The following is a 14,082-nucleotide window of genomic DNA, read 5'->3' as shown; positions in this document are numbered from 1 at the left end:
TTTGAAAATTTCGTATGAAATGAGAGATGACATTGTTTACAACCTATCATGAAGCCATTGATTGGATTCACAGCAGACTGGCCTTTGGCGTAAAACCGGGTCTTGAACGAATGAAATGGCTGATGAACAGACTAGGAAATCCGGAACAAAGTATAAAAACAGTACATGTTGCAGGTACAAATGGTAAAGGATCAACCATTGCGTTTACGCGTTCTGTTTTGCAGGCAGCCGGCTATTCGGTCGGAACTTTCACCTCTCCGTTTATACTAACGTTCAATGAAAGAATCAGCGTGAATGGAGTGCCTATAGAAGATGAAGAATGGTTGAGTTTGGTGAATCAAATCAAGCCTTTTGTTGACGAATTAGATCAAACAGAGCTTGGCGCAGCAACAGAATTTGAAATCATTACAGCATGTGCATTTGCTTATTTTGCCCATGTGCACCAAGTAGACTTTGTCCTCTTGGAAACAGGGCTTGGGGGAAGACTTGATTCTACAAATATTGCTGTGCCTATTTTAACAGCGATTACGTCGATTGGTCATGATCATATGGCCATTTTAGGTGACACACTTGAACAGATTGCAGCTGAAAAAGCGGGCATTATCAAAGAGGGTATTCCAATGATCACGGCAGTTCACCAGCCTGAAGCTCTTGCTGTCATTCAAAACACAGCAAAAGAAAAGAATGCGGAATGTATTTCCTTACATGATACTTGTAGATTTGATGAGCAGCAGCCGACAGAAACAGGTGAACGTTTCACGTTACGCACATCAAAAAAGCAGTATCCGCAGCTTGAAACAGGATTAATCGGAACGCATCAAAGGCAAAATGCTTCCCTTGCTGTTTTACTCATTGAATGGCTGGAGCAAGAAGGCTATATTAGTGTGACAGAAGAGCAAATATATGAGGGCATTCGGCAGGCAGCTTGGGCTGGGAGATTTGAAAAAGTCAAAGATCATCCTCCAGTGTATTTAGACGGCGCTCATAATGAAGAAGGGATCGACCGTTTAATTGAAACTGTACAAGCTCATTTTTCTAGTAAACAGGTGCATATATGTTTTAGTGCTTTAAAAGATAAGCCGTACAAGCAAATGATTCAAAAGCTTGAAGCTGTCAGTTCTTCCATCCATTTTGTTTCATTTGATTTTCCAAGAGCCGAATCAGCTGAAATGCTTTATGTATGCAGTCAATTAGACGCAAAGTCTTATGATGATGACCCTCGTACAGTGCTTGAGTTCATTCAGAAAAAAAGTGATGATCCGTCAGCGGTGATCATTGTGACAGGCTCTCTTTATTTTATTTCAGATATACGAAATCGTATGATCGGGTAACACAAAAACGCAAATGGCTTTAATGCCATTTGTGTTTTTTTCTTTTGATATGCAGATGGAAAGTAAAATCATATTTTCGCTATGTGCTCAATGAATACGATCGTGATAAAATCCGGTCTATCTTATTCTCGGAAGGAGCCGCGATATATGATAGGCATTTTTGTGTTTCTTGCAGGCGTCACCATGGGGTCGTTCTTTCATCTAGTTGGTGAAAGGCTGCCACTTAAGCGGTCTATTCTCTTTCCTCGTTCTCACTGCACAGTGTGTAAACAGCCGCTTTCCCTGCACGAGATGATCCCGCTCGTTTCGTATGCGTTATTGAGGGGAACTTGTAAACATTGCGGCACTCGGCTGTCATTGCTATATCCACTGGTTGAGCTGCTGTCAGGCAGTCTTTTTTTGCTCATGTATAGAATCGCTGGTATTTCGTTTGAAGGTCTTTTTCTTGTGATTCTTTGTAGTTTATTTGTGATTGCTGTCGTGAGCGATCTCCTTTATATGAGGGTGCCAAACGAGCTGTTTCTCTTCTTTTTCCCTCTTTTCGTCATATACCGCACGCTTGAACCACTTCTTATTTGGTGGGAAGGAGCGGCTTCGCTTCTTTTTTGCTTTCTCATGTTTTATAGTTTAGAACGTTTCAAGCCAAATAGCATGGGCGGTGCTGATATGAAGCTGTTCAGTGTTCTTGCGTTTTGCTTTGGCTTCAAGCCATTCCTTCTCATTCTTTTCCTCTCGTGTATCGCTGGAATCGTCTATGCGAAGGTTTTTTCTTTTCGATTAGATGAACCATTTCCCTTTGTTCCTGCGATCTCTTTTTCTTTTTGGCTGTATCTCTATGGAGCTCATGTCATGCTCCCATTCGCAGGGTCGATCGGTTGAAAAAATTGGCGAACACTTTTTTTCCCTGCCGACAAAAGTCTTGTTCTTTTTTTTTTCCGCTATGTTAAAGTGTGAAACAGAAAGAAGGACGGGTACATTCGCGCTGATTCATTGGACAAAAAGGTCTTTCTTACAAACAATGTCAGAAAGCGGGGAATGACAGTGAAAAAAAGGCAGGCAAAAAAACAAGGGTTAAAAGTCAATATTAATGGCAAAGAAGAAATGCTTCATGAAGATGACCACCAGCCGCCAAAACAGCAAGAGGATGATCAAGTGACGTTTTCGAATTGGGAGGAAAAAAGGCAGTCAGAACAGGAGACAGCTGCATCTGAGGAAGAACCGGCTAAACCGAAAGAAGAAGACTTCCAGTGGGATGACGCAGCTGATCATATTTATCATTCTGATCCAAAGGTCGTCACACCTTATCAAAAGAAAAAAGGCTCCTTTGATCAGAAGTTCGGTAAAAACCGCGGCCCGTTTAAGAGAGTGATGACAACGATTGTGTTTGCAGTGGTTCTTGGGACAGGCCTTGGTGTGTTTGCACTTAGCTTAAGTCAAGATGGTACTCAGAATCCATCAGGGGGAGATATCAGCGTTTCAGCGTCCGGAAATCAATCATCAATGAAAGCGGGCGGGGATGCGCCGCCAGCAGATACTGCTGATGAATCAAAAGAGAATAAAGATGAAAAAAGCGCCTCTGGCCATTTTTCAACCTATGTCGTACAGGCTGGAAAGTTTTCCTCTGAAAAAGGAGCAGATGAATTAGTTGGCAGTTTAAAAGAAGCAGGGTATGCGGGGAAAAAGATCTCAATGGATGATGGCTATTATGTCATTGCTGGGCTTGCGACAGAACAGGGCATGACAAGTGCTGTTGGGAAGAAGCTGATTGATCAGCACTTTGAGGCATGGGGAGGCAAGGAGCTCTCATTTCAAGTACCGGATGAGCTGACTAGTTTAATAGAAAAGGCATCTGTATTATCCTCTAAGGTCATTGCAGGAGACGATGTGGATCAAAAGGACGTTACGCAGCTGATCTCTGAGCTTGAAAGTGCCAAAACAACGGACGCACCAGCTAAAAGCAGTTTGCTGAAAGCGGTGCAGCTGTTAAATGAACCTACTGCTGAAAACGGGTGGAAATCTCAGCAGGCACTGCTTGATCAATTAAATACGTAAAATCATATTTTAAGAAACCAAACTAGTCAAAAAATGACTAGTTTTTTTCTTTTTCATCCAACATAATGATGAAGGAACATGAAAAATGAATTTTCGTAAATTGTCGGTAAGATGTACATTTGATAGGATGAATGGGTATCTTACTTCTTAGGCTAAACCCTGAAAGGATGAACAAACATGAACCGATTGATTCTCGCATCTCAATCCCCTAGAAGAAAAGAATTGCTTGATCTAGCAGGGTTTTCTTATGACATTCAAGCAAGTCAATTAAAAGAAGAAATAAATCGAAACTTTTCTCCTGCAGAGAACGTCCAATGGTTGGCAGAACAAAAAGCAAGTGATATTCAAAGATTATATCCCGAAGCTGTGATTATTGGTGCAGATACGATTGTTGCAATTGACGGCAAATGTCTTGGGAAACCAAAAGACAAGGAAGAAGCGGCCTCAATGCTTCAATTATTGTCAGGAAAGACACATCAAGTCTTGACGGGTGTCACGATTCAGTCAGAGAATAGAAAAGAAACATTTTATGAACAGACAGAAGTAACGTTTTGGACACTTACGCAAAATGAAATAGACCGCTATATCGAAACGGGAGAACCGCTTGATAAAGCGGGAAGCTATGGCATTCAAGGAAAAGGCGCACTGTTTGTTCAAAAAATAGATGGTGATTATTTTTCCGTTGTAGGTCTCCCTATTGCCAAAACAGTTAGAGTGCTCGAAACATTTGGAATCACCCCTTTTTGATGACAGGAAGGAATCTAAAAGGAGTGGGCATCATGAACGATTTCCCTATGTTGCTAAAGCATTTTCCTCAAGATGAAAAGCCGAGAGAACGATTGATCAAATATGGTTCCGGCAGTCTGTCAAACCATGAACTTGTTGCGATTCTTTTAAGGACAGGCACAAAAAAGGAATCAGTTCTTCAAATTTCCGCAAGACTTCTGCAAACATTTGGCGGTCTTCGCACTATAAGAGAAGCCTCAATTGAAGAAATGTCGAAGATTCGAGGAGTTGGAAAGGCGAAGGCGGTCTCTCTTTTAGCTGCTTTAGAACTCGGCACTAGATTACACCATCAAACGACGGACAACCGCTATGTAATCCGCACACCAGAGGATGGGGCAAACTTTGTGATGGAAGATATGAGGTTTTTACAACAGGAAAATTTCGTTTGTCTTTATCTCAACACAAAAAATCAAGTTCTTCATAAACATACCGTGTTTATTGGAAGTCTGAACTCATCCATCGTTCACCCGCGTGAAATTTTCAAAGAAGCCTTTAAACGGTCCGCTGCTTCATTTATTTGTGTGCACAACCATCCATCTGGAGATCCGACGCCCAGCAGGGAAGATATTGAAGTCACACAGAGACTATTTGAATGTGGAAAGCTGATTGGAATACAGCTGCTTGATCATCTTGTCATAGGTGATCAAAAATTTGTGAGTTTGAAGGAAAAAGGGTATTTGTAACACTTTTTTTTTCAATGTTTTACGATATAATAGAGTTTATGAGTTTTTCCCTAAGGGAATTTTGGTTTAAGAAAGGAAGATACATACATATGTTTGGAATTGGTACAAAAGACCTTGGAATAGATCTTGGAACAGCGAATACGCTTGTTTTTATTAAAGGAAAAGGCATAGTTGTGAGAGAACCTTCGGTCGTAGCTTTGGAAACTGATACGAAGTCTATAGTGGCGGTCGGAAATGATGCTAGAAATATGATTGGCCGTACACCTGGTAATGTTGTGGCACTACGCCCAATGAAAGACGGAGTCATTGCAGATTACGAGACGACAGCAACAATGATGAAATATTACATTAATCAAGCATTAAAAGGCAAAGGGCTTTTTGCTCGTAAACCTTACGTCATGGTATGTGTGCCATCTGGCATTACAGCTGTAGAAGAGCGTGCAGTTATTGATGCAACGAGACAAGCTGGTGCACGTGACGCATATCCGATTGAAGAACCATTTGCTGCGGCAATCGGTGCTAACCTGCCTGTATGGGAGCCAACAGGAAGTATGGTTGTGGATATTGGCGGCGGTACAACAGAAGTAGCGATTATTTCTCTTGGCGGCATTGTGACATCACAATCAATCCGTGTTGCAGGTGATGAAATGGATGATGCGATCAGCAGCTACATCCGTAAAACGTATAACCTGATGATTGGTGATCGTACGTCAGAAGCGATTAAAATGGAAATCGGTTCTGCGCAGCCTGATGTACATGATGAGATGGACATTCGTGGACGTGACCTTTTAACAGGCCTGCCAAAAACAATCTCTATTACGGCAGAAGAGATTGCAAAAGCGCTTCGCGATACGGTGGAAACAATTGTCGATGCAGTAAAAATGACGCTTGAAAAAACCCCGCCTGAGCTGGCAGCAGATATTATGGACCGCGGAATTGTTTTAACAGGAGGCGGTGCATTACTGCGTAATCTTGACAAAGTCATTAGCGATGAAACGAAAATGCCAGTCATTATTGCTGAAGATCCGCTTGACTGTGTGGCGATCGGAACAGGGAAAGCACTAGAACATATTCATTTGTTCAAAGGAAAATCAAAAGATAATCGATAATCGGGCGTAATTAAAGAGGTGTAAGACATGCCGCAGTTTTTTATGAATAAAAGATTAATGTTGCTCCTTGTCTGTGTCATCGTACTGGTGGCCATGATTGGTTTTTCAGTGAAAAGCGGCAGAGGTGCTTCATGGCCGGAAAAATTAGTGGGGGATACGACAGGCTTTTTTCAAGGTGTCTTTCATAAACCATCACAATTTATTGCCGGTATTTATGGGAACGTACAAGATTTAAAGAACACATATGATGAAAACGAGCGTCTTCGAAAAAAACTTGATGGACAAACCCAATATGAGGCGAAACTTCAAGAACTAGAAGATGAGAACAAAAAGCTACGCAAACAGCTTGGCTATGTGAACTCTGTTCGTGACTACACGCCAATTCTATCAACTGTTATCGCAAGAAACCCATCTCTTTGGGATAGCTTTGTGATGATTGATAAAGGGAAAAAACAAGGCGTTGACAAAGATATGGCGGTCACAAATGAGAGTGGCGCATTAATTGGGAAGATTGAAAGTGATAAGCTCAACAATTTTACTTCAACTGTAAGGTTGCTAAGCTCTACTGACCAAAATAATAGAATTTCAACGAAAATTTTTGCGAAAAAGGGCAAAGAAGAACTCAATGGAATCATTAACGGTTATGACAGCAAGAAAAAAATGCTGACTATGAATATTCTAAAATCCGATGCAGATGGGGATGTCAAAAAAGGAGATCTTGTTGAAACATCTGGAGCAGGGGGCGTATTCCCGCAAGGCTTGACGATTGGTAAGGTGAGTGAAATCGAGCCAGACCATTACGGCCTGACAAAGATCATTTACGTAGAACCAGCGGCTGAACTCAACAATTTAGACCGTGTGATTGTGGTGAATCGCAGCACAAGTACAGCAGATGCATCTGAATTGACGAAGGAGGAAGGCTCGTGAAACGTGTCCTTCTTGCTTTCGTCATGTTGTTTATCTTCGTATTTGACAGCATTTTTGTCGATTTAGTGAAGCTCCCATTTGTTTCAGAGAATCAAATTTTAGCTCCTCATTTCATTTTACTTGCACTTGTATTTATGACTGCTTTTGTGAATCAAAAATATGGTGTGATTTACGGATTTATCTTTGGACTTTTATATGATATTTCATATACAGGCATACTTGGTGTTCATATGTTTGGCTTTGGGGCGCTTTGCTATTTGCTAGCAAAAGCCTTTAAAGTTCTGCAAACGAATATGTTAGTCGTCGTCTTTCTGTCGATTATTGCTGTTTCCGTCATGGAGTTTTATGTATACGGCGTTCAAGCGACAATTCAACCAGGGATTATGCCGTTTAATACGTATGTCATCGAACGCTTTATTCCTACGATTCTTTTAAATACTGCTGCGTCTCTCATACTTGTTGTGCCGCTTAGGCTCTTTTTCATCAATGTGAAACAAGGACTGATCGACGAATAAAAGCAGGAGTTTGTCCAATTAAGGCGAAATGAGTATGTTGTTGAGGTGAGCATCTTGAAAACTCAAAAACAGCAATATGTGACGATAAAAGGTACAAAAAACGGATTAACATTACAGTTAAATGATGACTGTTCGTTTGATGATCTTCTTTCTGGCTTGCGAGAGGTTCTTTTACTTGAGCAATATACAGATGGAAGAGAAGGACATAAGGTCAATGTGCATATCAAGCTTGGTTTTCGTTATTTAACGGAGGATCAGGAGACGCGTTTGACTGAAGCGGTGTCTGAAAATGAACATCTCGTGATCCACTCCATTGAAAGTGACGTCATGTCAACTGAAGAGGCGAGACGATTAAAAGCAGAGGCTGAAATTACTTCTGTAGCAAAAATTGTACGCTCTGGACAGGTGCTGTATGTCGAAGGAGATCTTTTATTAATAGGAGATGTCAATCCTGGCGGAACGATTCGCGCAGGAGGAAATATTTTTGTGCTTGGCGCATTAAAAGGTGTGGCGCATGCTGGATGTAATGGCAACAAACAGGCTGTTATTGCGGCATCTCATATGATTCCAACACAGCTTCGCATCGCACAAGTTTTTAACCGTGCACCAGACCAAAAAGAAGATGGAAATGAAATGGAATGTGCTTATTTAGATATAGATGGCAATATGATCATTGAACGCCTGCAGCAATTGGCTCATATAAGACCTAATCTGACAAGGCTTGAGGGAGGAATGTGAAATTGGGCGAGGCTATTGTGATTACCTCAGGAAAAGGCGGCGTTGGCAAAACAACAACATCTGCAAACTTAGGCACAGCACTAGCAATTCAAGGGAAAAAAGTGTGTCTAGTTGATACCGACATCGGCCTTCGGAATCTGGATGTCGTGATGGGGCTTGAAAACCGCATTATTTATGATCTAGTTGATGTAGTAGAAGGAAGATGCAAAATTCACCAAGCGCTTGTAAAAGATAAGCGTTTCGAGGATCTTTTGTATCTTTTACCTGCTGCTCAAACAAGTGATAAAACGGCTGTAGAGCCAGAACAGATCAAAGAATTAATTCAATCATTGAAACAAGACTTTGATTATGTTGTCATTGACTGCCCTGCTGGAATTGAGCAAGGCTTTAAAAATGCTGTATCAGGTGCAGACAAGGCCATTGTCGTGACGACACCTGAAATCTCAGCTGTGAGAGATGCGGACCGAATCATCGGTTTGTTAGAACAAGAAGATATCGAACCGCCTCGTTTGATTGTCAACCGTATTCGTACACACATGGCGAAAAATGGCGATTCAATGGATGTAGATGAAGTGGTACATCACTTATCGATTGATCTACTTGGCATCGTAGCAGATGATGATGATGTGATTAAGGCTTCAAACAATGGTGAACCGATTGTTATGGATGCTAAAAACAAAGTATCGATTGCCTATCGCAATATTGCCCGCCGCGTACTAGGCGAATCTGTTCCGCTTCAATCCTTTGAAGAAGAAAACAAGGGAATGTTTGCAAAGCTGAAAGCATTTTTTGGTGTAAGAGCATAATCGCGATAGAAAACCTTTACAGTCTAGTAAGGACGAGCACTGGAGCGCAGACCTGACAACGAATGCTAGGGTTTGTCTACACGCTGAGACCGATTCGATTTAGAATCGGTCTTTTTGTTGCATATCAGATGAGGTTGTCACATAAAATGTACAAACTGTTTGTATGTAAAGGGTGATCTCATGAAAAGAGTGGACGAGTACCGAAAGAAAATCGCGCAGCGCCGCAAAACGATGCAGCCAGCTGCTCCTCCTAAGAAGACGGCTTTCAAGAAAAAAGAGGATATCCCGCCATGGGTTATGCTGACAGAGGAAGAAAAGCATTCTGGCTCGACCTCCTATGAACCGGCGTCTCATCAGCCAAAGAAATATCGTCATCCCTTATTTAACCCGAATACCTTTGTGCTTAAATGCTTATTATCAGCGTCCCTTGTGTTGATTGCTGCCATTTCGTTTAAAGGTCAGGCAGGTCCGTTTCAGCAGCTGAAGCCGGTGATTACTCAGACCTTTGAGCAAGATTTTCAATTTGCTGCTGCCAACCGCTGGATTGAAAAAACAGTCGGACATCCGCTGGCATTTTTAACAGAGAAAAAAGAGGGCCAAAAGGACGTACAAGCGAATCAAGAACTAGCTGTGCCTGCCTCTGGTAAAGTGCAGGAATCCTTTACGCAAAATGGAGCAGGGGTCAAAGTTGAAACATCCGCTGAAGCCATTGATAGTATGAAGGAAGGCTATGTGGTCGAGGTGAAAAAGAAAAGCGATACAGGGCTTACCGTGGTGGTGCAGCATGCAGATAACAGCTATAGCTGGTACGGTCAATTAAAGAAAGCCGATGTGGCCTTATACGATTTTGTTGATAAAGGTGAAAAAATTGGCCAGATTTCGCTTGATGATCAAGGGAAGGGCACGTATTACTTTGCCATTAAACAAAATGAACAATTTATCGATCCTATTCAGGTGATGACCTTTGAATAGATGGCTGCTCATGCTGACGAAAATTCACATCCATCCGCTGCTGTGGATTGTGATGGCGTTTGCGATTCTGTCAGGTCAAATTAAGCCGCTGCTTTGCCTGCTTGTGATCGTCTGTGTCCATGAACTTGGACATGCAGCGGCTGCCTGCTATTATCATTGGCGCATTCGGCGGATTTTTTTACTGCCATTTGGCGGAACGGTTGAAGTAGAGGAACATGGAAACCGTCCGCTAAAAGAGGAGCTGGCGGTCATTTTGTGCGGGCCGCTTCAGCATGTACCGCTCCAGCTCATGGCGTGGCTGTTCATGGAGGCTTCTCTTATCTCGCATGACGTCTTTACGATGTTTACCTTTTATAATATGGCGATTTTTCTTGTCAATCTTTTGCCCATTTGGCCGCTTGATGGCGGAAAATTATTCTTTTTGCTCTTATCTATTTTTTACCCTTTCCAACGTGCACATGCTCTAGCCATAAAAGGCTCACTTGTCTTTTTCGGTCTATTGACAGCAGGATTACTTTTGTTTGCACCGCTGCAATTCAATGGCTGGGTGCTGCTCACTTTTTTAGCTTATTCACTCGTGATGGAGCACAGGCAGAGGCATTACGTCAGGGTTCGTTTTTTACTAGAACGGTATTACGGTAAAAAAGAGCAAAAGGTAGAAAAACTGATTCCGCTGAGAGCAAGTGCAGAGGAAAAAGTTTACGAAGTGATGGCACGATTTCAAAAGGGCTGCAAGCATCCGATTATTATTGAAAGAGATGGCGTGAAGATGAGTCAGCTTGATGAAAATGAACTGCTCCATGCGTATTTTTCAGATCGCAGAACGACCTCCTCAATGGAAGAGCTTCTTTTACCGTACTAATGGTGAAAATACATTGACATTCTGCGTCTAGTTTGATATATTTTTTAATGTTATGGATATGTAGCACCCGTGCTACAACCGCGCGGAGCAGGTGTAAAGAGCCTATGGCCCCCTGTATTCGGCGAGTCTGAGTTTATTAGGAGGTGCAGAGATGTACGCAATTATCGAAACTGGTGGTAAACAAGTAAAAGTTGAAGAAGGTCAAACTGTTTATGTTGAAAAACTAGCTGCTGAAGCAGGTGAAACAGTAACTTTCGAAAACGTATTGTTTGTCGGCGGAGACACTGTCAAAGTGGGTAACCCTTCAGTTGCTGGAGCAACAGTAACGGCTAAAGTTGAAAAACAAGGTCGCGGTAAGAAAATTACTGTGTTCAAGTACAAACCGAAGAAAAACAACCACAAGAAACAAGGTCATCGTCAACCTTACACTAAAGTTGTTATCGAAAAAATCAACGCTTAAGGCGTGTGAGTGATATGATCAAAGCAACCATTACTCGGTCATCAGCAGATGAAAGCATTACGTCTTTTCAGATGACTGGACATGCCGAGTTTGCTGAAAAAGGTCAGGATCTCGTTTGTGCAGGTGTATCTGCTGTTGTTTTCGGCTCAGTCAATTCAATTATTGCACTGACAGGATTGGACCCACTGCTTGATATTGGTGAAGAAGGCGGCTACTTCTCTTTTGAACTGCCGGCTGATACAGATCCAGTATCCTTTGAAAAAGCCCAGCTGCTTTTAGAAGGCATGGTCGTTTCCTTAGAGACAATTGAACGAGATTATCACGATTATGTGAGAATATCAACAAAAAATAGGAGGTGAACTTCATGCTTAGATTAGATCTTCAATTTTTCGCATCTAAAAAAGGGGTAGGTTCTACAAAGAACGGACGTGACTCTGAGTCTAAACGTTTAGGCGCTAAACGTGCTGATGGTCAATTCGTAACTGGTGGTTCTATCCTTTATCGTCAACGTGGAACGAAAATCTATCCAGGTGAAAACGTTGGACGCGGAGGCGACGACACTCTTTTCGCTAAAATCGACGGAACGGTTAAATTCGAACGTTTCGGTCGTGACCGTAAAAAAGTGAGCGTATATCCTGCGGCACAATAATTGCTAAAAACTCCGGTCATTGACTGGAGTTTTTTTCACTTTTTACAAGCAGTACCGAAGATGATAAAAGAAGATGCACTCCATAAATATCAAAGAACGTTTGCTGACTTTGCCTCATTTTCTCCTATACGATCAGAAAAAACAACCTTTCCTCACATAACTAGTGTTTTTCTATGCTGTCTTCTCTGTTATAATTCAGGGAGACATATTGATGATAAGACTCCTAAAAGAGAGACCAAACGATTGGGAGTGCGATAATGGAAGAGATACCAAGTAAAGAAAATGAAAAATTAACTCACGTTGCATTTAACAAATGAATTGATCTATCTGCTCAGTCGTTCAAGACACGACTGGATGAATAAATTACAGCTGATCAAAGGCAACTTGACATTAGAAAAATATGACCGCGTGTTTGAAATTATAGAAGAAATGGTCATTGAAGCACAGCATGAATCCAAACTCTCAAATTTAAAAATTCCCCAATTGGCCTATTACTTTCTAACATTTAATTGGGAGTCGCATTTTATCACCTTAGAATATGAAGTGCTTGGTGAAACCCGAGACTTATCAGCATATGAATCGCAGCTGCTAACGGTATCACAGGAGTTGTTTTCGATATTCGATCAATCAGTTTGCCAAAAAACTGAAAATCATTTAACGGTCACGTTCCAAACAGATCATGAAGAAAATGATGTGATCTTATATTTTGATTTCAAAGGAAAATTAACAAGTTTGGATGCGTTAAATGCGTTTCATGACGCAAACTATCCATGTATGAGTATAACGCAATTTCATGTGACGCCTCATGAGTCCATGATTGAGCTTTGTTTGAGGCAAGAACGAGATATGTGATGCAGAGAAACGGAGGAAGTTATGTTTGTAGATCAGGTTAAAGTGTATGTTAAAGGCGGTGACGGCGGAAACGGTATGGTGGCGTTCCGTCGTGAAAAATATGTACCAAAGGGCGGCCCAGCAGGCGGCGACGGCGGAAATGGTGCAGATGTTGTATTTGAAGTAGACGAAGGACTTAGAACGTTAATGGACTTTCGTTATAAGCGTCATTTCAAGGCTGACCGCGGCGAGCATGGAATGAGTAAAAACCAGCATGGCCGAAATGCGGAAGAAATGATTGTCAAAGTTCCGCCGGGTACGGTTGTGACAGATGCAGAGACGGAACAAGTACTAGCTGACTTGACAGAGCATGGGCAGCGGGCTGTGATTGCCAAAGGCGGACGTGGCGGACGTGGAAATTCACGCTTCGCAACACCAGCAAACCCTGCACCACAGCTGTCTGAAAACGGTGAGCCAGGTAAAGAACGTGACGTCATCTTAGAATTAAAAGTACTTGCAGATGTTGGACTTGTTGGTTTCCCAAGTGTCGGGAAGTCAACGCTGCTTTCAATTGTCTCTTCTGCGAAACCAAAAATTGCGGATTATCATTTTACAACGCTTGTGCCGAACCTCGGAGTTGTTGAAACAGACGATAACCGAAGCTTTGTTATGGCGGATCTGCCAGGACTGATTGAAGGAGCGCACGAAGGCGTTGGCTTAGGTCATCAATTTTTACGTCATATTGAGCGTACACGTGTCATTGTCCATGTCATTGATATGTCTGGACTTGAAGGGCGTGACCCATATGAAGACTACGTGACGATTAATGAAGAGCTTGAGCAGTACAATATGAGATTGACAGAGCGTCCGCAAATCATTGTTGCGAACAAAATGGACATGCCAGATGCAGCTGACAATCTAGCCGCATTTAAAGAAAAATTAACGGATGACTATAAAGTGTTCCCGATTAGTGCGATCACAAGAGAAGGGCTTCGTGAGCTCTTATTTGAAATCGCCAATCAGCTTGAAACAACACCGGAATTCCCGCTTTATAATGAAGAGGAGCTGTCGGATAACCGCGTGATGTACAGATTTGATGAGGGCGATGCACCATTTGAGATCTCTAGAGATCCTGATGGCACATTTGTCTTAACGGGTAAAGCACTTGAGCGTCTCTTTAAGATGACAGACTTCTCAAGAGATGAATCCGTTAAACGATTCTCTCGACAGCTGCGCGGTATGGGTGTCGATGATGCCTTGCGTGAGCGCGGTGCAAAAGATGGCGACATCATTCGTCTGCTTGAATTTGAATTCGAATTTATTGATTGATCAACAGGAGGGTCCAGACCATGGGCTCTCCC

17 protein-coding genes and 1 other annotated feature are annotated in these 14,082 nt (G+C 42.1%); all 17 genes read left to right on the top strand.

From position 1 onward, the window contains the following. Positions 1 to 26 precede the first annotated feature (26 nt). The 17 genes from MHI46_RS12730 to obgE all read left to right on the top strand — a co-directional run bounded on the left by MHI46_RS12730 (position 27) and on the right by obgE (position 14,050). A complete protein-coding gene (locus tag MHI46_RS12730; protein WP_313902602.1) occupies positions 27 to 1,331 on the top strand; it encodes a folylpolyglutamate synthase/dihydrofolate synthase family protein in 1,305 nt (434 codons plus the stop codon). A 147-nt stretch (positions 1,332 to 1,478) separates the two neighbouring features. Then, entirely contained in the window at positions 1,479 to 2,210 is a 732-nt protein-coding gene (locus MHI46_RS12725; RefSeq protein ID WP_342502839.1) for a prepilin peptidase, read from the top strand. A 156-nt stretch (positions 2,211 to 2,366) separates the two neighbouring features. Further along, positions 2,367 to 3,383, top strand: a complete 1,017-nt coding sequence (locus MHI46_RS12720) for an SPOR domain-containing protein (protein ID WP_039183241.1) — start codon at positions 2,367 to 2,369, stop codon at positions 3,381 to 3,383. Positions 3,384 to 3,560: 177 nt separating this feature from the next. After that, positions 3,561 to 4,130, top strand: a complete 570-nt coding sequence (locus MHI46_RS12715; protein ID WP_047203336.1) for a Maf family protein — start codon at positions 3,561 to 3,563, stop codon at positions 4,128 to 4,130. A 47-nt stretch (positions 4,131 to 4,177) separates the two neighbouring features. Then, positions 4,178 to 4,852: a DNA repair protein RadC gene (gene radC, locus MHI46_RS12710; RefSeq protein WP_251180641.1), complete on the top strand. Its 675-nt coding sequence runs from the start codon at positions 4,178 to 4,180 to the stop codon at positions 4,850 to 4,852. A gap of 89 nt (positions 4,853 to 4,941) precedes the next feature. Continuing rightward, entirely contained in the window at positions 4,942 to 5,961 is a 1,020-nt protein-coding gene (locus tag MHI46_RS12705) for a rod shape-determining protein (protein WP_007501538.1), read from the top strand. Positions 5,962 to 5,988: 27 nt separating this feature from the next. Further along, positions 5,989 to 6,888: a rod shape-determining protein MreC gene (mreC, locus tag MHI46_RS12700; protein ID WP_039180383.1), complete on the top strand. Its 900-nt coding sequence runs from the start codon at positions 5,989 to 5,991 to the stop codon at positions 6,886 to 6,888. Further along, complete coding sequence (gene mreD / locus MHI46_RS12695; RefSeq protein WP_039180381.1) at positions 6,885 to 7,403, top strand: rod shape-determining protein MreD; 519 nt, start codon at positions 6,885 to 6,887, stop codon at positions 7,401 to 7,403. Before mreC ends, mreD begins: the two co-directional genes overlap by 4 nt. Positions 7,404 to 7,457: 54 nt before the next feature. Then, complete coding sequence (minC, locus tag MHI46_RS12690; RefSeq protein WP_039180377.1) at positions 7,458 to 8,141, top strand: septum site-determining protein MinC; 684 nt, start codon at positions 7,458 to 7,460, stop codon at positions 8,139 to 8,141. A gap of 2 nt (positions 8,142 to 8,143) precedes the next feature. After that, a complete protein-coding gene (minD, locus tag MHI46_RS12685) occupies positions 8,144 to 8,947 on the top strand; it encodes a septum site-determining protein MinD (RefSeq protein ID WP_017358134.1) in 804 nt (267 codons plus the stop codon). 180 nt (positions 8,948 to 9,127) lie between these two features. Then, the gene (locus MHI46_RS12680; RefSeq protein WP_039180373.1) at positions 9,128 to 9,919 is read left to right on the top strand and encodes a M23 family metallopeptidase; all 792 of its coding nucleotides are present in this window, start codon (positions 9,128 to 9,130) and stop codon (positions 9,917 to 9,919) included. Beyond that, on the top strand, positions 9,912 to 10,781 hold the full coding sequence (locus tag MHI46_RS12675) for a M50 family metallopeptidase (RefSeq protein WP_059375696.1): 870 nt from the start codon (positions 9,912 to 9,914) through the stop codon (positions 10,779 to 10,781). Before MHI46_RS12680 ends, MHI46_RS12675 begins: the two co-directional genes overlap by 8 nt. 66 nt (positions 10,782 to 10,847) lie before the next feature. Next, positions 10,848 to 10,920 (top strand) — a sequence feature (ribosomal protein L21 leader region). Positions 10,921 to 10,932: 12 nt separating this feature from the next. Then, entirely contained in the window at positions 10,933 to 11,241 is a 309-nt protein-coding gene (rplU, locus tag MHI46_RS12670) for a 50S ribosomal protein L21 (protein WP_003216781.1), read from the top strand. A 14-nt stretch (positions 11,242 to 11,255) separates the two neighbouring features. Next, on the top strand, positions 11,256 to 11,600 hold the full coding sequence (locus MHI46_RS12665; RefSeq protein ID WP_260774545.1) for a ribosomal-processing cysteine protease Prp: 345 nt from the start codon (positions 11,256 to 11,258) through the stop codon (positions 11,598 to 11,600). Positions 11,601 to 11,605: 5 nt separating this feature from the next. Next, entirely contained in the window at positions 11,606 to 11,890 is a 285-nt protein-coding gene (gene rpmA / locus MHI46_RS12660; RefSeq protein WP_003216586.1) for a 50S ribosomal protein L27, read from the top strand. Positions 11,891 to 12,244: 354 nt separating this feature from the next. Next, positions 12,245 to 12,742, top strand: coding sequence for a Spo0B C-terminal domain-containing protein (locus tag MHI46_RS12655; protein ID WP_342502838.1), 498 nt, complete (start codon positions 12,245 to 12,247; stop codon positions 12,740 to 12,742). Positions 12,743 to 12,763: 21 nt separating this feature from the next. Next, a complete protein-coding gene (obgE, locus tag MHI46_RS12650) occupies positions 12,764 to 14,050 on the top strand; it encodes a GTPase ObgE (RefSeq protein ID WP_039180364.1) in 1,287 nt (428 codons plus the stop codon). Positions 14,051 to 14,082: the final 32 nt, after the last annotated feature.

This window comes from Bacillus sp. FSL K6-1000 (genome assembly GCF_038630785.1).
In the GTDB taxonomy this organism is placed as follows: Bacteria; Bacillota; Bacilli; order Bacillales; family Bacillaceae; genus Bacillus; species Bacillus safensis.
This window is presented reverse-complemented; position numbering and strand designations above follow the sequence as displayed.

What these genes read in the sequence shown, in the direction of transcription:
- rplU (WP_003216781.1), top strand. Translation starts at nt 10,933, where the DNA reads ATGTACGCAATTATCGAAACTGGTGGTAAACAAGTAAAAGTTGAAGAA.
- obgE (WP_039180364.1), top strand. Translation starts at nt 12,764, where the DNA reads ATGTTTGTAGATCAGGTTAAAGTGTATGTTAAAGGCGGTGACGGCGGA.
- MHI46_RS12715 (WP_047203336.1), top strand. Translation starts at nt 3,561, where the DNA reads ATGAACCGATTGATTCTCGCATCTCAATCCCCTAGAAGAAAAGAATTG.
- MHI46_RS12725 (WP_342502839.1), top strand. Translation starts at nt 1,479, where the DNA reads ATGATAGGCATTTTTGTGTTTCTTGCAGGCGTCACCATGGGGTCGTTC.
- mreC (WP_039180383.1), top strand. Translation starts at nt 5,989, where the DNA reads ATGCCGCAGTTTTTTATGAATAAAAGATTAATGTTGCTCCTTGTCTGT.
- MHI46_RS12720 (WP_039183241.1), top strand. Translation starts at nt 2,367, where the DNA reads ATGACAGTGAAAAAAAGGCAGGCAAAAAAACAAGGGTTAAAAGTCAAT.
- radC (WP_251180641.1), top strand. Translation starts at nt 4,178, where the DNA reads ATGTTGCTAAAGCATTTTCCTCAAGATGAAAAGCCGAGAGAACGATTG.
- rpmA (WP_003216586.1), top strand. Translation starts at nt 11,606, where the DNA reads ATGCTTAGATTAGATCTTCAATTTTTCGCATCTAAAAAAGGGGTAGGT.
- MHI46_RS12730 (WP_313902602.1), top strand. Translation starts at nt 27, where the DNA reads ATGACATTGTTTACAACCTATCATGAAGCCATTGATTGGATTCACAGC.
- MHI46_RS12665 (WP_260774545.1), top strand. Translation starts at nt 11,256, where the DNA reads ATGATCAAAGCAACCATTACTCGGTCATCAGCAGATGAAAGCATTACG.
- MHI46_RS12680 (WP_039180373.1), top strand. Translation starts at nt 9,128, where the DNA reads ATGAAAAGAGTGGACGAGTACCGAAAGAAAATCGCGCAGCGCCGCAAA.
- MHI46_RS12705 (WP_007501538.1), top strand. Translation starts at nt 4,942, where the DNA reads ATGTTTGGAATTGGTACAAAAGACCTTGGAATAGATCTTGGAACAGCG.
- MHI46_RS12655 (WP_342502838.1), top strand. Translation starts at nt 12,245, where the DNA reads ATGAATAAATTACAGCTGATCAAAGGCAACTTGACATTAGAAAAATAT.